Genomic DNA, 25,810 nt, shown 5'->3' on the forward strand with positions numbered 1-25,810 from the left:
TTTGCATGCAGAAGAGACAAGCAAAACGATACGCCTAGAAAGTGCGGAAGAAGCAAGCCTGTTATTTGGACCGCACGACTCACATCTGAAAGAAATTGAAAATACGACTGCTGCCCACATTTTTGCACGCAGTGAAGAGATTACGATTACAGGGCCTGCTGATGAAGTAGAGCGCAGCGTGAAGTTGTTCGGTGTGCTAGCAGGACTTCTCCGGCGAGGAAGTCAGCTTTCGCTACAAGACGTGATGTATGCAATCGAGCTTTCCAAAGAAGATGCATTAGAAGAACTCATCGAATTGTATGACCAGCCGATTGCGATGTCGCTTAAGGGCAAGCCGATTCGCGTCAAAACGCTTGGACAGCGCTATTACGTGACATCGATTAAGAAGAACGATATCGTCTTTGGGATTGGACCAGCTGGTACAGGGAAAACGTACCTGGCCGTAGTAATGGCTGTTACGGCGCTGAAAGCAAATAAAGTGAAACGGATTGTCTTGACACGTCCGGCTGTAGAGGCTGGAGAGAACCTTGGATTTTTACCGGGTGACCTTCAGGAGAAGGTCGATCCGTACTTGCGTCCACTGTATGATGCGCTCGAAGATCTTCTAAGTGCGGAGCAGGTGACGAAGTATAGAGAGCGCGGCATCATTGAAGTAGCCCCGCTTGCTTATATGCGAGGGCGGACACTGGATGATTCCTTTATTATTCTTGATGAAGCGCAAAATACAACACCGGAACAGATGAAGATGTTTCTGACCCGCCTTGGCTTTGGCTCGAAAATGGTGATTACCGGGGATGTAACACAGGTTGATTTACCGCGTGGCAAAAAGTCAGGCTTACAGGAAGCAGCCCGTATTCTGGAAGGATTGAAAGGGATGTCCTTCGTTTACTTAACCGGGCTGGATGTCGTTCGCCATCCGCTCGTACAAAAAATTATTACTGCGTATGAACAGGAAAGCGAAGCATCCCGCTAAAAGGGGTGGTACAAGATGAAAGCGAAATTGCGGCAGTTGTTCCGCGCCGTTCCAGATACATGGAAGACAAGTGCTACAATTCGCAGCTTGTTATTTATAGTGCTTGGTCTGTTGATTTATTTGCCGATCATGAGTGACGTTTTGCCGAAAACATTCGATTTGAATGTGAATACGGTGAGCGGTGTTACTTTGACGGCTCCTGTTACGGTTGAGGATACGGAAGCAACCGAACAGGCTCGTGCTAAGGCAGTCCGAGATATGAGGCCTGTGTATGCACGTAATGATGCTGTTACCGTCCATCAGCTAAAGCTGGTGAACTTTGTTTTTAAGAAGGTGACAGATCTACAAGGGCAGACGGAAACCACGCCGGATGCAAAATTGAAGGATTTGAAGGAAAGCAGCCCGTTCGCACTCCCAGGCGATACAATGCCTGCCTTGCTTGCGATGCCAGCTGCTTCTCTTACTGCAGCAGCACAAGAGACGAATAAAGTTGTAACGGCAGTGATGCAGAAGGGGATTGATCAGAACGTAGCGCGTGAAGAAATACAGCAGCAGGTCAATCAGCAGCTGGTGTTGGCAGATTTAGATAGCCGAACGCGTAAAATCGTGCGGGAAATCGCTATAGCAAGCATTGTACCGAATGTAACGATTGATGAAGAGGCGACAAACGCCCTGAAAGAAACGGTACGCCGCTCAGTCAAGCCAACAATGATTTACAAGGGAGAGGTGCTTGTTGAGAAGGGACAGTACATTTCTGAGCAAGTATACCACAGGCTGGATGCAGCGGGTTTGCTAGAGCGCAACGCCAGCTATCTACCGTTTTTTGGATTAGCAATGTGCGCCGGCTTTTTTGTTTTGTTTCTGGCGTTTTATTTATCACAGGCGCATCGGGATGTGTATTGGGATAATTCTAAAATTTTACTTTTGAGTTCGATTATTTGCCTGACCATTATCGTGATGAAAATCACAAGTATGGGAAAAGGAATAAACTTTTTCCTGCCGGGATATGCTGTGCCGATCGCACTCGGCTCGATGTTGATTGCGATTTTGTTAGATACACAGCTAGCGGTTATATGTAGTGTCCTGTTTGCGTTTATATCTGGAATCGTATTTAACTATGAGAGTCTTCTGCCCGTTGATTTTCGTTATGTGCTGTACGGATTTGTTACCGGGGTTGCAGGTGCGTATTCACTTGGTAAGGCAACCAAACGCACCCGTATTTTGCAGGCGGGCTTTCTGGTAGCGATTATTAATGTGCTTACGATCGTGGCACTGTACCTGCTTCTATCCTCGTCAACTGGCTGGCGGGATGTGCTTAATCAGTCCGTATTCGGCATATTAAGCGGGATGCTTGCAGCTATATTAGCGATTGGGTTTTTACCGTTGTTCGAAGGGATATTCGGGATTTTGTCCCCGATGCGCTTAATTGAGTTGTCCAATCCAAATCAGCCATTGATGCGTCGCCTATTGATGGAGACACCCGGAACGTATCATCATAGCATGATGGTAGCAAATCTATCAGAAGCAGCCTGCGAGGCGGTAGGTGCAGACGGGCTGTTGGCTCGCGTTGGGGCTTATTATCATGATGTGGGGAAAATGAAGCGGCCGCATTTCTTTGTCGAAAATCAAATCAATCGAGATAATCCGCATGATACATTAGCGCCGGGATTGAGCAAGCGCATCATTATTGCGCATGTGGAAGATGGCGTGAAAATGTTGAAGGAATATAACATTCCGAAGCAGATTATCGATTTTGCCCAGCAGCATCATGGTACGACCTTGCTGAAGTTTTTTTATCATAAAGCCTCTCAGTTGTCTGAAACACCAGTTTCTGAAGAGGAATATCGGTATCCGGGGCCGAAAGCGCAGACGCGCGAGACGGCGATTGTCGGTATATGCGATAGTGCGGAGGCGGCTGTGCGTTCGCTTGCAAGTCCTACACCAGAGCGCATCGAGCAGCTCGTGCGGCGCATTATTGCGGATCGGCTTGAAGACGGTCAATTTAACGAGTGTGATCTGACAATGCAGGAACTTGAGAGGGTAACGAAATCAATTTGTGAAACGCTTCAGGGCTTTTTCCATAATCGGATTGAGTATCCTGATGATAAACAGGTGGCGGTGAAACAGGCATGAAAATCGATGTAGAATTCATTCAGGAATATGAGCCGGAAGTGTCGGACGAGCTGCTTGCAACGCTTGCACGCGTGCTTGAGGCAGCGGCGGAGTTAGAGGAAGTAGATGGGGAAGTGACGGTTACGTTTGTGGACAATGAAAGCATTCATGAACTAAATCGTGACTATCGCGGCATCGACCGCCCGACAGATGTGCTTTCCTTTGCGATGAATGAAGAAGGGGAAGACGAGATGGAAATCATCCTCGATGAAGAGATGGATGAGCTGCCAAATATGCTCGGTGACATTGTGATTTCCATTCCGAAAGCTCGTGAACAGGCTGAGGAGTATGGTCATTCCTTTGAGCGCGAGATGGGCTTTTTGGTGGCGCACGGATTTTTGCATTTGCTTGGCTATGACCATGAGACTGAGGAAGATGAGAAAGAAATGTTTGCTCGCCAGGATGAGATTTTGAACCGGGTGCGCCTTGTGCGTGAATAGGACGAATGGATGATGAGAGAGTGGCAGCGATTCATACGAAGTGTTGGGTATGCCATCGCAGGACTCATCTATACAGTAAAGACTCAGCGAAACATGCAGATCCATGTAGCCGCAGCTGTAGCTGTGCTCGGACTCGGATGGTGGCTCGCCATTCCGAAGCGGGATGTTTTGCTGGTCTTTTTTTGTATTTTCTTAGTCCTGGCATTTGAGACGATGAATACGGCGATTGAGAAATGTGTGGACTTGACGGTAGGGGATCGCAGGCATCCGCTTGCACGCATTGCTAAAGACACCGCTGCGGGTGCCGTTCTGTTGACCGCTATTCTTGCAGTGATCGTCGGTCTGGCTGTATTTGCAGAACCACTCTGGTACTGGCTGACAACCGGACAACGGACGTATAATATGAAATAGGGATGAGGGGGGGCATTACATTGAATAACCATACATTGTTGCAGGAGGCGATTGAGGCGCGGGAGAATGCATATGCGCCGTATTCCCGGTTTAAAGTCGGTGCTGTCGTTTTCACGGAAGACGGAGAACTGTTTCATGGCTGTAACATTGAGAACGCAGCCTACCCGCTTTGTAACTGTGCCGAGCGAACTGCATTGTTTGCTGCCTATGCGGCGGGGAAATGTCGCATTAAAAAGCTGGCACTTGTTGCCGATACACCAGACCCGATTACACCATGCGGCGCATGCCGTCAGGTAATTGCCGAGCTTTGTCCACCAGATACGCCGGTTATCATGGGCAATCTATTGGGCAAAATTCGTATTATGACAGCGTCTGAGCTACTACCAGGCGCATTTTCGCAGGAGGACTTGAACCATCATGAATAACAATGGATATAAATCAGGATTTGTGGCGATTATTGGTCGCCCGAACGTTGGAAAATCAACATTGATGAATCACATCGTGGGACAGAAAGTGGCGATTATGTCAGATAAGCCGCAGACAACACGGAATAAAATTCGCGCGGTATATACGTCAGAAGAAGGACAAATTGTCTTTCTAGATACCCCAGGTGTACATAAGCCGAAATCTAAGCTCGGTGATTATATGAACAAGATGGTGGAGACTGCGCTTCGTGAAGTGGATGTCATTTTGTTCCTGGTAGATGCGTCTGAGAAGCTTGGGCCTGGCGACGAATTTATCATCGAGAAACTGAAGCAAGTAAAAACACCTGTCTATCTTGTTATTAACAAAATCGATAAAGTACACCCAGAAGAGCTGCTGCCGTTTATTGACCGGTATAAAGACTTGTATGATTTTGCCCAGATTATCCCGGTATCGGCACTTGAAGGCAACAACGTTAACCGTCTGATGGACACGCTTGTGGACGAAATGCCAGAAGGACCACAGTATTATCCAGCGGATCAAATTACCGATCACCCGGAACGTTTTGTAGTGGCCGAGCTGATTCGTGAGAAAGTGTTGCACCTGACACGCGAGGAAATTCCACATTCGATTGCCGTTGTCATCGATCAGATGAAGCCACGAGACGAGCGTAAAACGTTGATTGATATTTATGCAACGATTTATACAGAGCGTCCGACACAAAAAGGGATTCTTGTGGGCAAGCAAGGTGCGATGATGAAAGAGATCGGTCGCTTAGCGCGGGAAGATATTGAACGTCTTCTTGGTACGAAGGTGTACTTGAATCTATGGATCAAAGTCAAGAAAGACTGGCGCAATCAAGAAAACTTATTCCGTAACTTCGGATTTTACGAAGATGAGGAGTAAAGCACTCTGGTAAAAGTTCCAATGGATAACGTATTTTATCCGGGGTCATGCTAATGGTAAGTTGTCGCTCATGCTCTATCTCTTCCGAAAGGATGGATACAAATGACGAGAGATTTTTATTGGAGTTATTTCACCCGTACAGGCAATATCGAGGCGTATATGTTGTACGCACAAGAGATGGGTGCTGCGGGTGAAGTGCAACATACCGATTCTTTTGAAGATGCTGGCATGGAGGACGCTTTGCGCTTGCCATAAAAAAATGACGACCCGGGCAGAGGAGAGTAGCATATGATTGGAAAAGCGGAAGGCATTGTAGTCCGCACAACCGATTATGGGGAAGCGAATAAAATCGTAACGGTTTATACGCGCGAAGCTGGAAAGATCAGCCTCATGGCCCGTGGCGCCAAAAAAACGAAAAGTCGTTTTACAGCCGTATCGCAGCCTTTTACATACGGCTATTTTCTTTATCATGCCAGCTCAGGAATGGGCTCCCTTCAGCAGGGAGAGTTAATTAGCTCATTCCGGACGATTCGCGAAGATTTAGCGAAGACAGCATACGCTGTGTATCTTATGGAACTGCTTGACCGATTGACGGAAGACAAAGAGGCAAATAGTTATTTGTTTGATATGCTGCTGCATGCACTCAAATGGATTGAAGAGGGGAAAGACCCGGATATTATCGCCAGGCTCTTTGAAATGAAAATGCTGTATGTAGCCGGATGTCATCCGCAGTTTAATGCTTGTGTGTCGTGCGGGGTGCATGATGCACCGTTTTACTTTAGTGTAGTAGAAAATGGATTGATTTGTCCGGCATGCACACGGGATGATCGCTCGCTTATGGCAGTTGGCCCTGGTGCGGTCAAGCTGTTGCGCGTGTTCCAACATATTCATATGCCGCAGCTAGGGAACATTAACGTTAAGCCAGAGACAAAACAGCAACTGCGGCACATTATGTACGCACTGTTAGAAGACTGTACCGGGCTGTATCTTAAATCCCGCCGCTTTCTTGATCAGCTCGAAAATCTTGGCTTTACCACGCCACCGGAGCGTTCCGGGGACGAGAGTTGACAACAGGCAGTACAATCCTTTATAGTATGTAACAAATTCAAGTATGTGCAATGACGGAGAAAAGTACTCAGGTTAGATGCCCTTTATGCAAGCGAGTCGGGGATAGTGGAAGCCCGGTGGCAGCCCCTGACGAATGGCACTCCCGAGCGCTTAGAACGTATGAGTGGACAGGCATATGCCTGTCAAATAGGGTGGAACCGCGGGATCAGCTCCCGTCCCTATGTGCAGAACTTCTGCATATAGGGACGGGAGTTTTTTGCGTTCCTCGCTACAATATCGAACAAGGAAAGAAGGTAAAAACATGAACTTCCAGGATATTATCCTAACCCTGCAGAATTTTTGGGCGAAGCAGAACTGTCTCATCGTCCAGCCATATGATACGGAGAAAGGCGCAGGTACGATGAACCCGATGACATTTCTCCGCTCGATTGGTCCTGAGCCGTGGAATGTTGCGTATGTAGAACCGTCTCGTCGTCCGGCAGACGGACGTTACGGAGAAAACCCGAACCGTCTGTATCAACACCATCAGTTCCAGGTTATTATGAAGCCGTCTCCAGACAACATTCAAGAGCTATACCTTGAGAGCCTTGAGCAGCTGGGCATTAACCCTCTTGATCACGATATTCGCTTTGTAGAAGATAACTGGGAATCACCGACACTCGGTGCCTGGGGACTCGGCTGGGAAGTGTGGCTTGACGGCATGGAAGTTACACAATTTACGTACTTCCAGCAAGTAGGTGGCATTGACTGTAATCCGGTTGCGGTTGAGATCACATACGGCTTAGAGCGTCTTGCATCGTACATTCAAGAAAAAGAGAACGTATTCGATCTGGAATGGGTGACAGGCGTGACATACGGTGACGTGTTCAAGCAGCCAGAATACGAGCATTCTAAATACACATTTGAACTATCTGACGCGAAAATGCTATTTGATTTGTTTAGCACATACGAAACAGAAGCGAAACGCTGCATGGAGCAGAAACTTGTGTTCCCGGCGTATGATTACGTATTGAAATGTTCGCACACCTTTAACTTGCTTGACGCACGCGGTGCGATTAGCGTAACAGAGCGGACAGGCTATATCGGACGTGTGCGCAACCTAGCGCGTGAAGTGGCACACACATACTACCAGGTGCGGGAAGACCTCGGTTTCCCGATGCTGAAAAAGGGGGAATAACGCATGAGCGCAACAAGAACATTGCTGCTTGAAATCGGAACAGAAGAAATGCCAGCCCGCTTTGTAGCAGGGGCATGTGAACAGCTAAAAGACAAGGTTGAAAAATGGTTAGCAGCGAATCGTATCGCATATGGAGAAGTTGTTGGCTATGAAACACCGCGTCGTTTTACCGTTATGGTAACAGATGTAAGTGAAGCACAGGCGGATATTAATGAAGAGCTGCGCGGTCCAGCTAAAAAAATCGCAGTCGATGAAAACGGAGAATGGACCAAAGCAGCGCTTGGTTTTGCACGTGGTAAAGGGCTAAGCCCGGAAGATCTGTACATGCAAGAAGCAGGTGGTGTGGAGTATGTATTTGCTCGCAAGCATCAAGCAGGTGGTGCAACAGCAGATTTACTTCCGCAACTACAAGATGTTATCGCGGGCCTGTCTTTCCCGAAAAACATGCGCTGGGGTGCGTATGATCTCAAATTCGTTCGTCCAATTCGCTGGATGATTGCTCTGTTTGGCGGCGACATCATTCCAATGGAACTGACAGGCATTAAAACAGGTCGTCAGACAGAGGGACACCGCTTCCTCGGCAAGTCTGTTGCAATTGAGACACCAGAGCAGTATGTATCGGCTCTGGCTGAGCAGTTCGTACTCGTTGATCCAGAAGAGCGTAAAGAGCGCATTCTGCGTCAGATGAAAGAACTGGAAGCTGAAAAAGGCTGGGTCATTCCAGTGGATGAAGACTTACTTGATGAAGTTATTCATTTGGTCGAATATCCGACTGTGTTATCCGGCAGCTTCGAAGAAGAATATCTGCATATCCCACGCCAGGTGCTTGTTACATCGATGCGGGAACACCAGCGCTACTTCCCGGTGGAAAACGCGTCAGGAGAACTTCAGCCGCATTTCGTAACAGTGCGCAACGGGGATGCAAGAAGCATCGATGTCGTAGCGAAAGGAAATGAAAAAGTACTTCGTGCACGCTTATCTGACGCTCGCTTCTTCTATGAAGAAGACCAGAAAATGAAAATTGACGATGCACTTGCTCGTTTAGAAAATGTCGTATTCCACGAAGAACTTGGCACAATTGGCGACAAGATTCGCCGCATTCAAGATGGGGCTGCGCAAATCGCGGCGAAAGCCGGTCTGTCCGCTTCGGAAACAGACAAGCTTGCTCGTGCGGCTGCGATCAGCAAATTCGACCTCGTAAGCCAGATGGTATATGAATTCCCAGAACTGCAAGGTATCATGGGAGAACGTTATGCCCGTCTTGCCGGAGAAGATGAGACAGTCGCACAAGCGATTTTTGAACATTATTTGCCGCGCTTTGCTGGTGATATTTTGCCGCAGACAAACGAAGGGGCTGTACTGAGCATGGCAGATAAGCTGGATACAATCGTTGGCTGCTTTGCGATCGGCATCGTGCCAACTGGCTCGCAGGACCCGTATGCACTGCGCCGTCAGGCTTCCGGTATCGTGCAGATTCTGCTCGACAAAAAGCTTGCTGTGTCTCTATCTGACCTGTTTGCAGTGGCGCTTGATATTCTTGCTAGCAAATCACTTCTTAAGCGCGACCGCGCCGAAATCGAGCGTGATCTGCATGACTTCTTTGCGCTGCGCCTGAAAAACATGCTTCAAGAACAGGGTGTACGCTATGATGTCATTGATGCGATTCTAACAGCAGATGCATCACGTGTCACAGAAACACTTGCTCGTGCTGCTGCGCTTATGGCAGACGTAGAAAAAGAGGCGTTCAAAGGCATTGTTGAATCGTTTAACCGCGTGAATAACCTGGCGCAAAAAGCAGCTGGAAGCGAAGTGGATACCGGCTTGTTTGAAACAGATGCGGAGCGCAATCTGTGGAATTCGTTCCAAAGCATCGAAGAGAAAACGGCACCGATGCTGACAGACGGTCAGTTTGCAAATGTGCTTGCGACGATGGCTGAACTGAAACCGGCGATTGATGCGTTCTTTGATCAAGTAATGGTTATGGTTGATAACGAAGCTGTGAAACAGAACCGTCTCGCGTTGCTTGCTACGATTGCGACATTTGTATTTGGCTTTGCTGACTTCAGCAAGATTGTATTTGCTTAATGTTTAAATAAAGAGAGGCTGTCTCGAACGTCATTATATGACGATGAGGCTAGCCTCTTTTTCTTTGCGGGTGAGCTTGTCGGGGTTTCGGAGCGTACAGCTAGTCTATGCTCAGTGAAGTGTAACAAAGTAAACGTTTTCTCTTTTTTCCGCTCTTACTTTCCCATGTTACGAATTTCACTAAATTACTTTATCCGTATAAAATCCACTTGCAGGATCAGATGAATTTTATATAGTATATACTATATAAGAAAAAAACGAAGGTATAGTATAACACTTTATCTCCGGATGGGGGTGAGCGATATCGAACTCACAAAAAGACAAGAACATATTGTCGAAATCGTAAAAAGCGAAGGGCCAATTACCGGAGAGCAAATTGCAGAACGGTTGTCTCTTACACGCGCGACATTGCGTCCGGATCTCGCCATTCTAACAATGGCAGGTTTTTTGGATGCACGCCCGCGTGTCGGATATTTTTATACGGGAAAAGATAGTAACCAGCTGATTAAAGAAGAAGTCAGCCGCAAAATCGTGAAGGACTACAAAGCACCTCCGATTATCATTCAAGAATCGAGTTCCGTATATGATGCGATCTGTACACTGTTTCTCGAAGATGTCGGCACATTGTTTGTTGTAAATAGCAAAAATCATCTGGCCGGAGTCGTCTCCCGTAAAGATTTGCTTCGCGCAGCACTCGGTAAGCAAAATCTTGAGGATATGCCGGTCAGTATCATCATGACTCGGATGCCGAACATTGTAGTGAGTCTGCCGGAAGACAGCTTGCTTGATGCGGCTAAGAAATTGATTGATTACCAGATCGATTCCTTACCGGTTGTTCGTCCAGTACAGGATGGTAGTCGAAGCGCATATGAAGTGGTAGGAAGGGTGACGAAGACGACAATCACACGCGGCTTTGTCGAGTTTGGCAATGAAGTGAGCGTGTAAAACGTAAGGAGGATGTATGTTTTCCCCATTCTTCAATGAAACGACTGTATACGTTGTATCTGACTCTGTAGGTGAGACAGCTGAATTTGTTGTCAAGGCGGCTGCCAGCCAGTTTGCCAGTGAATCGTTACATATTCGCAAGTTTCCATATATTGAGGACGAAGGCACACTGAACGAAATCGTTCGTGCCGCTGTTGAGACGAAAGCGATCATTGTATATACCATTGTGATTCCGCACCTGCGTGCGTATATCGAGCAGAAGGCGGCGGAAGCAGGAATAACAGCGATTGATATTATGAGTCCGATTGTTGGATCTCTTGCGAAGCATTTGCATCAGGAACCGAGCTGTAAGCCGGGATTGGTCCGTCAATTGGATGAAGATTATTTTCGTAAAGTGGATGCCATCGAGTTTGCGGTTAAGTATGATGATGGTCGCGACCCGCGCGGTATTTTGCGAGCGGACGTTATTTTAATCGGGGTATCTCGCACATCCAAGACACCGTTGTCGATGTATCTTGCCAATAAGCGTTACAAGGTGGCGAACGTACCACTTGTGCCGGAAGTAGCACCGCCTGAGGAGCTTTTTCTTGTTCCGAAAGAACGATGCATTGGGTTGATCATTGAGCCCGATCAATTGAATATGATTCGAGCGGAACGGCTGAAGTCACTTGGCCTTACAGCGCAGGCGAACTATGCGAGTATGGAGCGTATCAAGGTGGAGCTGGCGTATTCCCGGACGATTTTGGAGAAGGTTGGCTGCCCGGTACTGGACGTGTCGAATAAAGCTGTCGAAGAGACGGCTGCTTTGATTATTAGTATGCTGAAGAAAAATCAGCAGGGTTCATAAAAAGAACGCAGCTTGCCTGCGTTTTTTGTTTTTTCTGTATTGACAAACTTATTTACCGTGAGCAGGAAAAATAAATAATCATGTAGAATACTACGTTTTATACCACAGACACTGTATAGAGTGCGTTACACGCCTGCTCAACCGGGTATACTAGGGGAAACGGGCGATTTCGACAAAATACGCGAAAAGTTTTAGAGAAACGGCAGGAGAATGCAGAATTTTGCCGAATACTATTATCTCGTTGCTTAAATCCGGTATCAGGTAACGAGATAGAAAGTACAGGTGAAGAACATGGCTGGACGAATTCCGGAAGAAATCATTGAACAAGTACGCACAAAAAGCGACATTGTAGATGTGATCGGACAGTATGTTCATTTAAAAAAGACTGGGCGCAATTATTTCGGTCTCTGTCCGTTCCATTCAGAGAAAAGTCCTTCCTTTGCGGTGCATCCTGATAAGCAGCTGTTTCGTTGTTATGGGTGCGGGGAGGCTGGCAATGTTATTTCTTTTGTGATGAAGGTAGAAGGTCTAGAGTTCCCGGAAGCAGTACGCCAGTTGGGGAGTCGAGTTGGAATTGAAGTTTTACACCAGCAGGACAGACCTGAAGACGACCGGATACGACGCAAGAAAGATGTGATGCTTTCTGCCCACGATTTTGCAGCAAAGCTATATCATCATCTTTTGCGGAATACGGATCATGGTGAGAGCGCACGGAATTATCTCTTGAACAGACAGATACAACTTGCTACAATTGAGGAGTTTGCTTTAGGATACAGTCCGGATAGCTGGAATACGCTTCTGTACCAGCTTGAGAAGCGTGAATATCCCCTGCCCCTAATGGAGGAAGCCGGCCTCCTCGGCCGCAGTGAGAATGGTGAACGGTTATTTGATAAATTTCGGGGCCGCGTCATGTTCCCGATTCATGATTCGCAGGGACAGGTTGTAGCATTTGGCGCTCGTGCGCTTGGGGATGCTCAACCGAAATACTTGAATAGTCCAGAAACCCCTTTGTTTAACAAAAGTCAGCTTTTGTTTAATTTGCATCGCGCCCGTTCGTTTATTCGAAAGCAGCAGGAAGCGGTGCTGTTTGAAGGATATGTCGATGTCATCTCGGCATGGCAGGCAGGCATTCAAAACGGAGTGGCGTCTCTAGGGACATCCCTTACCGAGCAGCAAGCCCGAATTATTCGCCGGAACACGGAGCATGTGATCATCTGTTATGATTCCGATCAAGCTGGGATTGACGCAGCGTTTAAAGCGGCTGACCTACTTGAGAAAGCGGGCTGTATTGTAAAGGTTGCCCAGATGGCAGGCGGGATGGATCCCGATGATTATATTCGTGAGCATGGCGGGGAGCGATTCCGGAGTGACATTCTTTTGAATGCATCGTCCGTCATAGCATTTCGTCTGCAGGTACTTCGCAGTCGTTATGCACTTCAGGATGAGACTGAACGGATGCAGTATATTCATGAAGCACTTACGGAAATTTCACATCTTTCAAGTGCGGTTGAGCGCGACCACTACATGCGACAGCTTGCTGAAGAATTTCATCTTTCTCTAGATGCCCTTAAACTTGAACAAAAGAAAGTGTTCAAAACGCAAAAAAAGCCCAATAACAGGGATAATCTCAAAGAGGGATGGAATAATAGTATAGATAATAGCAGACATGTGGCGGCAAAGCCGCTTCTGCCGGCGTATTTGACTGCAGAGAAACACTTGCTAGCGCTTATGATGCAGAGTGCGGAGATTACGGAGCAGGTACAGGCTCAGATTGGAGCGGACTTCGCGGTGGAAGATCACGCAGCACTGGCTGCACATCTGTACCGCTATTACGCTCAAGGATATGATCCTGATACAGCTCGCTTCGTTTCGTTCTTACAGGACAGACGGCTGATTGACCGGGCTTCTGAGCTGGCCTTACTTGATATGGATGCTTCGGCTGTCACGGCTCGTCAGCTTGCCGATTATGTGCGGCAAGTGCTTACGTATCCAAAACGGATGCAGCTAGAGGAATTAAACAGAGAGAAAATTACACAAGAACGTGCAGGGAATGCGCTTGAGGCAGCACGGATCGGAATGGAAATCATCCGGCTGCAGCAATCTCTAAAATAACAAAAGTCAAGCCCGTTGGAAGGAGGGAACACCATGACGAAAAAAACAGAAAGCAAGCCTGAGGTGGAATTAACCCTCGACCAGGTAAAGGAACAGTTGATTGGCCAGGGTAAAAAGCGGGGCACGCTTACGTATAAAGAAATCATGGAACGCCTCTCTACCTTTGATCAGGATTCGGATCAGATTGATGAATTTTTTGAATATTTAACTGATCAAGGTATTGAGGTCAGCAATGAAACAGAAGAAGATGAAGAACCGATCATCCCACGCGATGAAGAGAATGAGGAAACCGAAGATTATACATTTGATGACTTATCTGTACCACCTGGTATTAAGATTAACGATCCAGTTCGGATGTATTTGAAAGAAATCGGCCGCGTTCCTCTTCTGTCTGCCGAAGAAGAGATTCAACTGGCAAAGCGTATTGAAGATGGTGATGAAGAAGCGAAGCGCCGTCTGGCGGAAGCGAACCTTCGTCTTGTTGTTAGTATTGCGAAGCGTTATGTAGGTCGCGGTATGTTGTTCCTTGATTTGATTCAAGAAGGCAATATGGGTCTGATTAAAGCCGTAGAAAAGTTTGATTACCAGAAAGGCTACAAGTTTAGTACGTATGCAACCTGGTGGATTCGTCAAGCTATTACGCGTGCAATTGCAGACCAGGCCCGCACCATCCGGATTCCGGTGCATATGGTTGAGACGATTAATAAATTAATCCGTGTTTCTCGTCAGCTGCTTCAGGAACTCGGTCGCGAACCATCTCCAGAGGAGATTGCAGAAAAAATGGATCTCACACCTGAAAAGGTTCGTGAAATTATGAAAATTGCACAGGAGCCTGTATCCCTTGAAACACCGATCGGGGAAGAGGATGATTCTCACCTCGGCGATTTCATTGAAGATCAGGATGCACTCGCTCCGTCGGATGCAGCCGCGTATGAGCTGCTTAAAGAACAGTTAGAAGATGTTCTTGATACGCTGACAGAACGGGAAGAAAACGTGCTTCGACTTCGTTTTGGCCTTGATGATGGACGTACGCGCACACTAGAAGAAGTGGGCAAAGTATTCGGCGTAACGCGGGAGCGTATTCGTCAAATTGAAGCAAAAGCACTGCGCAAGCTTCGTCATCCAAGCCGAAGCAAACGGCTGAAAGACTTCTTAGAATAAGCGTCATATGAATTGATACAGCCTGCGTGAATGATGATCGTAGGCTTTTTCTTTTATTTCACCCCAGGGAGGACCTGCTGATGAACGAACAGAAAAAGAAAATCATCATTGGTGAGATCGAATACTGGCGCAGAACGCACTTGCTGCCAGGTAAATATTGTGACTTCCTGCTTAACTTGTATACAGAGGGCGAAAGCGCGGGTCGTCATACTGAGAGTAAGAAGTCGCAGGAGCAAGTCGCTGTCGCATCGGGCACATCTTCGCTTCCCGCTTTTTCCTTACCGACTCTTCGGGTAAATTGGGTATTGAGTGCGCTTCCATTTATCGTGTTGTTGTATCTTGCTTTTCATTTTACCGATTTTACTTTGACAATGCAAATGACACTGATTGGATTTTTTACCCTTTTATTTTACTTGATGGCGTTTTTCACGCGCAGACAGCCACTTTCTAGCCACCTTTTCTTAGGAATTGCGTCTCTTTTGCTTGCGATAGGAGGGATGCACATTCTTAAGTTGCTTGGATATGGTCCTGCTATCATTGTTCTTTTCCTGGGAGGATGCTGCCTTGTCTGGTTCATGAGCGGAATTGTCAGCAAGAAGCGCTATGTCTCGTTCTGTGGATTACTAGGATTGCTTGGGATATATGGCTGGACTACGCAGATGGAGTTGGCCACATGGTTTTCCTGGTGGCGGCTTGAGGCGTTCTGGCTTCCGATAGCAATTGTGCTCATTGCATTCGGTCTCCTATGGAAACGACGTCAGGAGCAGACATCAGCGATGCTATTTTTTGCCGGGATGGCGGCTTTGTTCGGGTCTGAGATTGTGGCGATGTTGATGGATAGTGTCGACAAAAATGCTCTGCTGTATTTTATTTACATAAAGATATTCATTGCGCTGTTTCTCCTGCTTTCCCTGAAAAATTTTTGGTGGAGCTGGGTGAGTAAGCAACCACTCTCTTCGTAGCCGGTCTATTTGACCGGCTTGTTTGTTTTTAGTCAAAAAAAAATGAAACCGTTTGCTTGTTTTAGCAGGAAACCTTGATTGAATATCGAATGTGAATAATTATGAATATTTTAATTAGTTAGAAATGTAAACGGTTTCCGTGTGCTACAAACCTGAGCTACCGCTCAATTACAAACAAGAAAGGTTGGAGAGAGTATGAATTTCACCCTGACAGACGAGCAGAAGATGATTAAAGATACGATTCGTGATTTTGCGGAAGGTGAAGTTGAGCCGGGTGCATCAGAGCGTGATCGTACAGGTGAGTTTCCACTTGAAGCTTTTAAAAAGATGGCGGAACTTGATTTAATGGGACTGCCGTTTCCAGAAGAGTACGGTGGGGCAGGAGCCGACACAATCAGTTTTGCGATTGTTGTGGAAGAACTAAGTCGAGTGTGCGCATCGACAGGTATTACATACTCTGCCCACGTTTCACTTGGCGGTGCACCCATCAATATGTTCGGTACACACGAGCAAAAAGTAAAGTATCTCACGCCAGTTGCGCGAGGTGAATATTTCGGTGCATTCGGGCTAACTGAGCCGAATGCCGGATCTGATGCGGGTGGTACACGTACAGTTGCCATACAGGACGGCAATGAGTGGGTGATTAATGGCTCGAAATGTTACATTACAAATGCTAGCTATGCGAAAAATCTTGCGCTGACTGCTGTCACCGACAAAGAAAAAGGAACAAGCGGCATTACAGCGTTTATCGTTCCGACTGACGCACCAGGATTCTCGGTTGTAGATGATTATGAGAAGCTTGGGCTACATGCGTCTAATACCACCCAACTGTTTATGGAGGACGTTCGTGTTCCAGAAGAGAATATGCTTGGTAAGCGTGGTGAAGGCTTCAAACAGTTCCTGGCTGTGCTGGACGGCGGCCGTATCGGCATCGGCGCCATGGCGGTAGGTGTAGCACAAGGTGCATACGAGAAGGCGCTTGCATATGCGAAGGAGCGGGTGCAGTTCGGACGGAGTTTATCTCAGTTCCAGGCGATTCAATTCAAACTTGCTGATATGGCGATGAACATTGAATTGGCTCGCACCATGGTGTACAAAGCGGCTTGGTTGAAAGATAACGGTCGTAAATTTTCGAAAGAAGCGGCGATGGCGAAGCTGTTTGCTTCGGAGACTTGCATGCGCGTCTGTGATCAGGCGATTCAGATTCATGGTGGCAATGGGTATATGCGCGAATATCAGGTGGAGCGTTTCTTCCGTGATGCTAAGCTACTTGAGATTGGAGAGGGGACATCTGAAGTGCTGCGTATGGTCATTGCCCGCCAAATTGGCTGTCAATAAGTAAATACGATAGAGGAGGAATTATCTTGAGTGAACCGGTATCAATTACGATTGGAGATTTGTTGGATCGGACGGCTGCCCGTTTTCCAGACAAGGAAGCGGTTGTGTATCCAGAATTGGGGCTGCGTTATACGTTTTCTGAGTTCCAGTGCTTGTGTGATCAGGTAGCACGCGGTTTACTCGCTCTGGGAATTCAACCGGGCGAGAATATCGCGGCCTGGACGAGTAATCTGCCGGAGTGGATTACAGTCCAGTTCGGGTCAGCCAAGATGGGAGCAGTGCTTGTAACGGTGAATACGAGTTATCGTACACATGAATTAGAGTACTTGCTTCGCCAGTCTGAGTCCACCACTCTCGTATTGATGGAAGAATTCCGGGGCGTAAGCTATGTGGATATGATACATGAGATTTGTCCAGAGCTTGCAGACTGTGAGCCGGGGCAGCTTAAGGCAAAGAATCTTCCGCATCTACGCAATGTCATTCTAATTGGGAATACACGTAGGCCAGGAATGTATATGTGGTCAGATGTTTTGGAGAAAGCAGCCGCAGTATCGGAAGAGAAGAGAATGGAAGTACAGCGTTCTCTTAAGCCGGATGAAGTGATAAACATGCAATACACATCCGGTACCACGGGTTTCCCTAAAGGAGTTATGCTATCGCATATGAACATCGTCAACAATGCGATTAACGTGGCAGGCTGTCAGAACCTGACGGAGGTAGATCGTATTTGCATTCCAGTCCCGTTTTTTCATTGCTTCGGCTGCGTTATGGGGACGCTGGCATGTGTAGCTACAGGCGCTACGATGGTTCCGATCATCTCCTTTGATCCGCTTGCAGTACTTCGGGCGGTGCAGGATGAGAAGTGTACGGCACTGTACGGCGTACCGACGATGTTTATAGCAGAGCTGAATCATCCAGATTTTGAGCAGTTTGATCTGAGTTCCCTGCGAACCGGTATTATGGCGGGGTCACCGTGCCCGGCTGAAGTAATGAAGAAGGTCGTGGATGTAATGGGTGCCCGTGAGATTACGATTGCATATGGTCAGACGGAATCTGCGCCAGTCATTACGCAAACACGTCCGAATGATACGATTGAACAACGCGTATCGACTGTAGGACGCGTTCTTCCGCATGTGGAAGCGAAAATTGTGGACCCGGCGACAGGTGAGGAGCTTGGAGTTGGAGAACAGGGTGAGCTTTGTACCCGTGGCGTACATGTTATGAAAGGCTATTATAATATGCCGGAGCAGACGACACGGGCCATTGATCATGAGGGCTGGCTGCATACAGGAGACTTAGCGACTATAGATGAGAATGGGTACTATCGAATTACAGGTCGCCTCAAAGATATGATTATTCGTGGCGGAGAAAATGTCTATCCACGCGAGATTGAAGAATTCCTCTACACACATGATACGATTGTAGATGTACAGGTAGTTGGGGTGCCAGACAAACTGTACGGAGAGCAGATTCTTGCCTGCATTAAAGTAAAGGAAGGCGAAACGCTCACGGCGGAAGAAGTAAAAGAATACTGTCGCGGCAAAATAGCTCGTTATAAAATTCCACATTATGTACAGATTTTAGACGAGTATCCGATGACAGCATCCGGTAAAATTCAGAAGTTCCGTTTGCGTGAACAGGCGATTGCGGCGCTGGGGATTCAGTAGATATCGTAAGTTTGTTTAATGAAGGTGATGTCGGCAAAGTGTGGAGGCGGGAAGCGGAGAAGAGAGAAGTTCGTCACTTGATTATGCGCTGCGGGGGAGCGTGACTGTCCGCTCCAGGAGTCAGGCAGACGTGCCCGCAAAGGGGGCCATGATGATCTGCTTCGCTGCTTGCGGGCAAAAGCTCGTCTGCCGGACTCCTTCTGCTGGGTAGGCGCATAAAAGCGTTCTTTACTTTCTCTCTTCTCCGCTCCCGACACACTTTACTGCTCGCACCTTTAAACAAACTAAGTTTCATGCTGTATATGGACAAACCAGGGGATGTCTCGAAAGTCATGTAAGTGACGGATGAGACATCTTTTTTATGTTTCTTGCATAGAAAAGCTTCGCATCTCGATAATGCTTGAAGATATTCAATCAAACTGTGTTAGGAGCGGGATTGGGCGGGGCAGCGGAACGCCTGTACATGATTTCCTAGCGGAAGGAGACAGGCGAATGGGCCTTTGCCCACAATGCTTCGAGGTAACTACATCGTAGGCTTTTTTTGTGGGCGAGTTCGCCTGGCACCTGGAGCGGACAGTTACAGCTTCTCTGTAAGTGTACTAAAGTGACGAGGTCCCGCCCAATCCCACTCCTCAACCACACTTTGTCGAGAACAGCATTTCTCTTCCGATGCCCCATATGGTAAGCTAATGGAGAATGATCCAGACTGAGGAGAGAAACAACGTATGATTGAGATTTCACAGCGATTACAACGAATTGGCGATCGAGTGGAGCAGGGGAGCCGGGTGGCTGATATCGGCTCTGACCACGCGTATTTGCCGACTTATTTAATACAGAAGGGCATTGCCGCTTCATGCATTGCCGGTGAGGTAAATAAAGGGCCGTGGCAGTCTGCCGTACGCCAGATACAATCGGTGGGACTGACAGATCGGATCGAAGCTCGCCTTGGGGACGGACTAGCTGTGCTTGAACCAGGAGAAGTAGACGTAGTATGTATCTCCGGCATGGGTGGAAGCCTGATTGCCTCCATTCTTGGGGCGGGGGAAGCGAAGCTCGTTGGTGTCAGACAGCTTATCTTGCAGCCAAATGTCGCTGCTCCCCTTGTACGCCGCTGGCTCATCGAGCATGGTTGGCAGCTTGTCGCGGAAGACATTCTTGAGGAAGACGGAATTATTTATGAAATTTTGGAGGCGCGACCGGGTGATCCAATGGTTCCGTATGAAAATAGCACACGGACTCCAGCCGATCTTATAGAGCTTGGACCGCACCTGTGGCGTAAGCAGTCTCCAGTGCTGCATAAGAAATGGTCACTTGAGTGTACGAAGCTGCGGTCGGTGCTTGATCAAATGGCGAAAGCGAAAAGTACGGAAGCTGAAAGCCGCAGGCAGGAAATGGAGAAGAGACTGACCTGGATGGAGGAGATGCTGACATGTATGCAAATGGACAACGTATAATCCAATATTTTGAACAATTTGCCCCGAAGCATCTGGCGATGGAAGGGGATAAAATTGGGCTGCAGGTGGGCACGTTACAGAAAGAAGTTAAGAAGGTGATGATTGCCCTCGATATACTTGAGAATGTAGTTGATGAAGCAATCGCAGAAGGGGTAGACTTGATTATTGCCCATCATGCCGTTATTTTTCGTCCGCTCAAAAACTTGCGCACCGACTTGCCAGCGGGCCGTCTGTATGAGAAGCTGATCAAGCACGATATCGCTGTCTATATCGCCCATACAAATCTTGATGTAGCAGAAGGTGGCATTAACGATTTGATGGCCGAAGCACTTGGGCTAACAGATGTGGATACACTAGAGACGTGGCATGAGCAGAAATTGAAAAAAATCGTTGTCTATGTCCCGGTATCGCATGTAGATCATGTACGGAATGCCATGACACAGGCTGGAGCTGGCTGGATTGGCCAGTATAGTCACTGTTCGTTTGGTGTACATGGAACGGGAACGTTTATGCCGCATGAAGGGACGACCCCTTACATAGGTGAGCAAAATCAACTTGAACAGGTAGAAGAAGTGCGGCTCGAGACGATTATGCCGGAAGACATACAAACGCGTGTCGTAAAAGCCATGATGGCCGCCCATCCGTATGAGGAAGTTGCCTATGATATTTACCCGGTTGAGCAGGTGGGGAAAACATGGGGGATTGGTCGTATTGGTAAGCTGCCGCAGGCGATGGAACTTAAAGCATTTGCTGAACAGGTGAAGAAAGCATTCGGCGTATCGGGTGCGCGTGTAGTAGGCGAGCTGGATCGCCCTGTACGTAAGGTAGCTGTTCTCGGCGGAGATGGAAACAGCTTTGTCTCGAAAGCGATGTTTCGTGGTGCAGATGTGCTTGTAACTGGCGATATTTATTATCATACGGCACATGATGCCATGGCAGGAGGTCTCTCGATTGTAGATCCCGGTCATAACGTGGAGAAGATTATGAAGCAGGGAGTACAGAAGGTGCTTGCAAAGCGCTTGCATGAAGACCGTCTGGATACAGAAGTCATTATATCTCGTGTAAACACAGATCCGTTCACGTTTATATAAGAGAAAGAAGAGGAGAGAAAAGAAATACCAATTATGGAAGAAGCACAATCATTGCTTATATGGGATCGAGTACGTCAAGAATGTAGTCAAATTAAAGAAAAGCTTACATCACTCAAAGCGGAAGAACGAGAGCTTATGGAGCGACGACGATCTGCCGAGCAGAAGCTCGAGGCTTTGGGTACACCTGCAGATGACGATATTGACGGTAAAATTAACCTTGCACTAGCACAGCAGGAACTTTGGCTTGTGAACAAAGATGAAGAGCGTTTTTTTGAGCGCCGTTTTACCGAAGAATCGGTCCTTAGGGAAAAGAAACGCGAGAAGGAAGCAGAAGCAGAACGGTACAAGGCCGTGCTGTCTACTGATACTCTGGCGTTGTATCACCGTATTAGTGATCTCATCTCGGATAATCCGGTTGTAGAAGTGCGCCGCCGTTCTTGCATGGGATGCTATCTGCCTTTATCTGCTGTACAGATGGAAGAGTGGGAACGTAAGCAAAGTTTGATTGTATGTGAGGAATGTGGGCGTATTCTCGTCTAGCATATAGGATGTAATCAAACGGAAAACATTTTTTCATACAAAAAGGCTGATATCTTTTTGCGACATGTTATAATGGCGGTACTATGCTTCATACAAATACATTGTGAATATAGAAGAAATAAGCATAAATTTTTTACGAGAAAAGAGGAGTCGCCTTGCTTTTAACAAGTCATTTAGACCATCGTTTGGAAAAAAAGTTCAAAGAGCTGTATGAGACCCATCTAGAGCGTTCGAAAGCGATCGACTGGAGCTACCATGAATTCTTGCCGTGGGATCAAGGGCAAGATTTTAAACGTGTCCCATACGAACCGGGACAGGGGAACCTAACAGAGGGGTTGCGCATCGCTGTCGAAACGGCACTGCTGACTGAAGTGAATCTGCCGTGGTTTACTAGCTACCTGAACGAAACGTTTCGTGGTTCCTTCAGCGTAATGCACGATTTTATCCATACATGGACAGCAGAAGAAGATCAGCACTCTAGTCTGCTGGAGACATATTTGCTGCTGACGCGCAATGGCGACCCGCGTACCATTCACCAGCTGCGTAAGCAGACCGTCGAACACGGCTGGGTTGACCATTTTACGACACCGTTGGAGACGCTTGCATATACAACATTGCAGGAGCTGGCTACAATGGTATTCTATAATAATGTAGCCCGTGTAGCACGAGAAGAGGACCCGATTCTGGCGACACTTCTGCGCCGTCTCTCTAAAGATGAGGTGCTGCACTATGCGTTTTATCGTGATGCGGTAAAAGCGCATCTTGAAGTAGATGAGAATTACGTCTATCATCTTGCTGGGGTTATGGTTAACTTCACGATGCCAGGCACTGTAATGCCAGATTACGATGAGCGGATGAATGTGATTGCCAAGGAAGCATACGGTCCGATTGAATATTTTGACCAGGTTTATGAAGTGCTGATGGAATACTGGGGAATTGAATCTCTCCGTCCAAGTGCACCAGAAGCAGAAGAAGCACGTCAGCGCATCATCACCCATTATGGTCGCTTAAAGCGGGTCTGCGCCCGTCTGCGTGCCGCAAAACAAAAAATTCGCTAAGCAAACAGCATGTTGTACAAGCCCGGAAGCGATTCCGGGCTTTTTCGTAGGGAAAAAAGGGGGAGGAAGAAATGAACAGTGAGATGACCGCTATTGTCGAGAAGATGCGAGAGTTCCGCTTGGATGCAGGGATTACACTGCAGGAGATTGAGCAAGGAACGGGCATCTCGATTCAGCGTTTGAAGCGGATTGAGCAAGGGACAAGCCCGCTCACAGTAGAAGAAATGGAGGCGCTTCTTTCCTTTTATCAACTGGATGCGAATGAAGTGCTCTCTTATGGAAGTTTGCAGGCGCAGAAGGTGCAGAAGCAGAGCCGCCTGACAAAAGGAGTAATCTGGGCTGCAATTTTTGTCGTAGCGGGATATGGAGGCTATCAAGGGTATCAAGTTGTTACAGCAGGGAAAAAGGCGGTAGCTGTTCCGGAGACTATTCCTGCTGTAGCAAAAGAAGAGAAAGTAAACGATCTGCTATCGTCCCAAAAAACGGGAGAGAAACCGACTGCTGAGCCGAAAAAAGCAGTTGCGACTAAAGAGCCCTCCCCTCTTTTTCGGCTAGCTGTCTCGGGTGACACGGCATATCGCAGTGCCTCGGTTCGTCCGGCAGCAGGCGCAGACTTTCATCTGATTCCGGTATACGGATTTACACCAGGTGGTGACATTCCGGCCTGGCTTGTACAAGCGGCGAAGAATGGGGCGGCGGGCATTGATGTGGCCAATAGTGATGTTTTGGCGGGCAAAGCACGTGAACAGGTAACAGCAGAAATAAAACGGCTGCGCAATCAGAATATCCCGGTACTTGGATATGGCACGCAGGCGGAGGCATTTGCCCCGTATATTCGTGAGAAAAATGGAACGAAGTATGGCATGCTTGCCTTCTCGCGCATCGTTCCTTCCGTGGATTGGAAAGCAGAAGCAGGACAAGCGGGGGTGGCAGATGCATATGGTACGCACATTTTGGATGATATTCGGCGTGCCAAAAAGCAGGCAGACGTAGTTGTCGTCAACATGTTTTGGGGAGCATCTGATAGTACGAAGCCTGAGCGCTACCAGAAAGATATGGCGCAGGAGCTTATTGATGCAGGTGCAGACGTCATTATTGGACATCGCGCGCAGGCTGTACAGCCATATGAAGTATATAAAGGGAAATATATTTTTTATAATATTGGTTCACAGCAAGTAGAGCTAGCATTCGAGGGAAAAGTGTTGAAAGAAGCAGCCTTCGTAACCGGCTCCAATAAAAAAATAATTACAATCCAGAAATAAAAGATAATTTATAAAATAAAATACATTGCTCTTTATGTATGAACTATGTATAATTATCACTATATATTAATAATTATACTGTTCGTAAAGGGGAAGTTAGTATGAAGATGTGGAAGAAAGCGAGTATTTTGTTCCTCGTTGTTGCAATGGGAGCATTGACTGCTGCATGCGGGAAAACAGGAGACGCCAAGCAGACTGCTGACGGTAAAAAAATTGTAGCGGTAACACATGCCGTGTTCCCGCCGTTTGAGTATATGAGTCCGGATGGCAAGCCGCAGGGCTTTGATGTGGATGTCATCAAGGCGATTGGGAAAGAAGTTGGGCTTGATGTTGATGTACAGGATGCAAGCTTTGATGGGGCACAAGAGCAAGTGAAAAATGGAAAAGCTCAGATTGCGATTGCTGCGATTACAATTAACGACAAGCGTAAGAAACAATTCGCTTTCTCTGATCCGTATTTTGAAGCGAAACAGCTGATTATGGTTCCAGAAGGCTCGCCTGTAAAATCGCTAAAAGATGTGAAAGACAAGCGTGTAGGTGTTCAACTATCTACAACAGGTGCGCTCATGGCAGAAGGAGTGCTTGGCAAGGGCAGTGCGAATTTGAAGCAGTTTGATGACCTTCCGTCTGCGATGGATGATTTGTACAATAAACGGATTGATGCTGTGATTGGTGATAATGTTCCGATGTTGACGCAGATGAAAAAGACAAACAAATCAGGTTTTGTAACGATTGAGGACCCATCTATGCCGAAGGAAAACTATGGGATCATGATGAATAAGAACGACAAAGAAATGGTTGCCAAAATCAACGAAGGATTGAAAAAGATTAAACAAAACGGCACATATGATGCGCTGTACCAAAAATACTTTAAGCAAAAATAAGCTGGAAATAGAGGAGAGAATCCATGGATTCTCTTTTTTTATTCCCAAATTCCTGTTATTCCTGCTACAATAAAGAATGTCCTATACAGGTAAAGGAGATTGACTTTGACTATGAGAAAAAAATGGACAATGGCGACGACCGCGTTGTTTGTCTCGATCAGTTTGTTAACGACCGGATGTAACACACGGGTCATGGAGCATGAGAACCAGGCGCTAAAAACGGAACTCGATACAGTTAAGAAACAATTGGATACTACCCGCCAGCAAGTAAAAACAGCGGAAGACGCGAAAGCGAAATTGGAAAAAGTAGCGGCACTCACGAAAAGTCCGGATGTAGATGAAACAACACTACCACAGCTTGCCTACATTCAGGCAGAGGCTGTGCAAACAGCATTTTATGGCGCATATGGCACGGGGATGCCGCAAGCTGCGTCGGATGTAGATTCTGTGCGAAAGCTTGCACTTAAGCAGTATCGTAATATGCTGGTGCCGATTGCTGTAGACGACTTTATTAACAGTGAGTCCAAACGTTTGCAGAGTGCCTGGACAAGCCGAACAGCAGCGGCTCCGGTACAAGATCGCTTAAAGCAAGTGTCGTTGAAGGAGAAACAGGACAAATCTGCTGTAGTAGAAGCAATCGTAACGCGAACACCGCTTTCGGCTACTCCGACTCCAGCTCCTACAGGCGATGTATTAATAACGATTACGATGGAAAAAACTCAATATGGATGGAAGCTGAGCTCTATGCAGACAGGTCCGGTTCCACCGGCTCAGCCTGCTGTAACGCCTGCTGATCCAACGCAAAATAAAAACTCTTGAACCATCAGGCTCAAG

The 25,810-nt window shown here is 47.3% G+C and carries 24 protein-coding genes and 1 other annotated feature; all 24 genes read left to right on the forward strand.

The window, feature by feature from the left end:
• The first annotated feature begins 1 nt into the window (after position 1).
• The 24 genes from PO771_RS05060 to PO771_RS05175 all read left to right on the forward strand — a co-directional run bounded on the left by PO771_RS05060 (position 2) and on the right by PO771_RS05175 (position 25,795).
• Positions 2-973 carry a PhoH family protein gene (locus tag PO771_RS05060; protein ID WP_272562195.1) on the forward strand — a complete coding sequence of 324 codons (972 nt, stop codon included), beginning with the start codon at positions 2-4 and terminating at the stop codon, positions 971-973.
• Between the two features lie 15 nt (positions 974-988).
• Positions 989-3,106, forward strand: a complete 2,118-nt coding sequence (locus PO771_RS05065; RefSeq protein ID WP_272562196.1) for an HD family phosphohydrolase — start codon at positions 989-991, stop codon at positions 3,104-3,106.
• The gene (gene ybeY / locus PO771_RS05070) at positions 3,103-3,585 is read left to right on the forward strand and encodes an rRNA maturation RNase YbeY (protein WP_272562197.1); all 483 of its coding nucleotides are present in this window, start codon (positions 3,103-3,105) and stop codon (positions 3,583-3,585) included. The genes PO771_RS05065 and ybeY overlap by 4 nt, the downstream gene beginning before the upstream one ends.
• A gap of 9 nt (positions 3,586-3,594) precedes the next feature.
• Positions 3,595-3,996, forward strand: a complete 402-nt coding sequence (locus PO771_RS05075) for a diacylglycerol kinase family protein (protein WP_336297949.1) — start codon at positions 3,595-3,597, stop codon at positions 3,994-3,996.
• A 20-nt stretch (positions 3,997-4,016) separates the two neighbouring features.
• Entirely contained in the window at positions 4,017-4,421 is a 405-nt protein-coding gene (gene cdd, locus PO771_RS05080; protein ID WP_272562198.1) for a cytidine deaminase, read from the forward strand.
• Entirely contained in the window at positions 4,414-5,325 is a 912-nt protein-coding gene (era, locus tag PO771_RS05085) for a GTPase Era (protein WP_272562199.1), read from the forward strand. The genes cdd and era overlap by 8 nt, the downstream gene beginning before the upstream one ends.
• 102 nt (positions 5,326-5,427) lie before the next feature.
• Positions 5,428-5,580 carry a YqzL family protein gene (locus tag PO771_RS05090; RefSeq protein WP_272562200.1) on the forward strand — a complete coding sequence of 51 codons (153 nt, stop codon included), beginning with the start codon at positions 5,428-5,430 and terminating at the stop codon, positions 5,578-5,580.
• Between the two features lie 33 nt (positions 5,581-5,613).
• Positions 5,614-6,393: a DNA repair protein RecO gene (recO, locus tag PO771_RS05095; RefSeq protein ID WP_272562201.1), complete on the forward strand. Its 780-nt coding sequence runs from the start codon at positions 5,614-5,616 to the stop codon at positions 6,391-6,393.
• Positions 6,394-6,434: 41 nt separating this feature from the next.
• Positions 6,435-6,616 (forward strand) — a binding site (T-box leader).
• A 78-nt stretch (positions 6,617-6,694) separates the two neighbouring features.
• A complete protein-coding gene (glyQ, locus tag PO771_RS05100; RefSeq protein ID WP_272562202.1) occupies positions 6,695-7,570 on the forward strand; it encodes a glycine--tRNA ligase subunit alpha in 876 nt (291 codons plus the stop codon).
• A gap of 3 nt (positions 7,571-7,573) precedes the next feature.
• Positions 7,574-9,655 carry a glycine--tRNA ligase subunit beta gene (gene glyS, locus PO771_RS05105; RefSeq protein ID WP_272562203.1) on the forward strand — a complete coding sequence of 694 codons (2,082 nt, stop codon included), beginning with the start codon at positions 7,574-7,576 and terminating at the stop codon, positions 9,653-9,655.
• 288 nt (positions 9,656-9,943) lie between these two features.
• Positions 9,944-10,600, forward strand: coding sequence for a transcriptional regulator CcpN (ccpN, locus tag PO771_RS05110; protein ID WP_272562205.1), 657 nt, complete (start codon positions 9,944-9,946; stop codon positions 10,598-10,600).
• 16 nt (positions 10,601-10,616) lie between these two features.
• The gene (locus tag PO771_RS05115; protein WP_272562206.1) at positions 10,617-11,447 is read left to right on the forward strand and encodes a pyruvate, water dikinase regulatory protein; all 831 of its coding nucleotides are present in this window, start codon (positions 10,617-10,619) and stop codon (positions 11,445-11,447) included.
• Positions 11,448-11,738: 291 nt separating this feature from the next.
• Positions 11,739-13,559: a DNA primase gene (gene dnaG / locus PO771_RS05120; protein WP_272562207.1), complete on the forward strand. Its 1,821-nt coding sequence runs from the start codon at positions 11,739-11,741 to the stop codon at positions 13,557-13,559.
• Between the two features lie 33 nt (positions 13,560-13,592).
• Positions 13,593-14,720 (forward strand): RNA polymerase sigma factor RpoD, encoded by a 1,128-nt coding sequence (gene rpoD, locus PO771_RS05125; RefSeq protein ID WP_272562208.1) that lies wholly within the window; start codon positions 13,593-13,595, stop codon positions 14,718-14,720.
• An 80-nt stretch (positions 14,721-14,800) separates the two neighbouring features.
• Positions 14,801-15,682 (forward strand): hypothetical protein, encoded by an 882-nt coding sequence (locus PO771_RS05130; RefSeq protein WP_272562209.1) that lies wholly within the window; start codon positions 14,801-14,803, stop codon positions 15,680-15,682.
• Positions 15,683-15,877: 195 nt separating this feature from the next.
• Positions 15,878-17,020, forward strand: coding sequence for an acyl-CoA dehydrogenase (locus PO771_RS05135; RefSeq protein ID WP_272562210.1), 1,143 nt, complete (start codon positions 15,878-15,880; stop codon positions 17,018-17,020).
• A 26-nt stretch (positions 17,021-17,046) separates the two neighbouring features.
• Positions 17,047-18,687: an AMP-binding protein gene (locus PO771_RS05140; protein ID WP_272562211.1), complete on the forward strand. Its 1,641-nt coding sequence runs from the start codon at positions 17,047-17,049 to the stop codon at positions 18,685-18,687.
• Between the two features lie 725 nt (positions 18,688-19,412).
• Entirely contained in the window at positions 19,413-20,141 is a 729-nt protein-coding gene (locus PO771_RS05145) for a tRNA (adenine(22)-N(1))-methyltransferase (protein WP_272562212.1), read from the forward strand.
• Positions 20,117-21,232 (forward strand): Nif3-like dinuclear metal center hexameric protein, encoded by a 1,116-nt coding sequence (locus PO771_RS05150; RefSeq protein ID WP_272562213.1) that lies wholly within the window; start codon positions 20,117-20,119, stop codon positions 21,230-21,232. Before PO771_RS05145 ends, PO771_RS05150 begins: the two co-directional genes overlap by 25 nt.
• 33 nt (positions 21,233-21,265) lie before the next feature.
• On the forward strand, positions 21,266-21,772 hold the full coding sequence (locus PO771_RS05155; protein ID WP_272562214.1) for a C4-type zinc ribbon domain-containing protein: 507 nt from the start codon (positions 21,266-21,268) through the stop codon (positions 21,770-21,772).
• A 155-nt stretch (positions 21,773-21,927) separates the two neighbouring features.
• Positions 21,928-22,830, forward strand: a complete 903-nt coding sequence (locus PO771_RS05160) for an acyl-ACP desaturase (RefSeq protein WP_272562215.1) — start codon at positions 21,928-21,930, stop codon at positions 22,828-22,830.
• Positions 22,831-22,901: 71 nt separating this feature from the next.
• Entirely contained in the window at positions 22,902-24,092 is a 1,191-nt protein-coding gene (locus PO771_RS05165) for a CapA family protein (RefSeq protein WP_272562216.1), read from the forward strand.
• Positions 24,093-24,193: 101 nt separating this feature from the next.
• Complete coding sequence (locus PO771_RS05170; RefSeq protein WP_272562217.1) at positions 24,194-24,976, forward strand: basic amino acid ABC transporter substrate-binding protein; 783 nt, start codon at positions 24,194-24,196, stop codon at positions 24,974-24,976.
• A 111-nt stretch (positions 24,977-25,087) separates the two neighbouring features.
• Complete coding sequence (locus PO771_RS05175) at positions 25,088-25,795, forward strand: hypothetical protein (RefSeq protein ID WP_272562218.1); 708 nt, start codon at positions 25,088-25,090, stop codon at positions 25,793-25,795.
• Positions 25,796-25,810: the final 15 nt, after the last annotated feature.

The organism is Aneurinibacillus uraniidurans (assembly GCF_028471905.1).
In the GTDB taxonomy this organism is placed as follows: domain Bacteria; phylum Bacillota; class Bacilli; order Aneurinibacillales; family Aneurinibacillaceae; genus Aneurinibacillus; species Aneurinibacillus uraniidurans.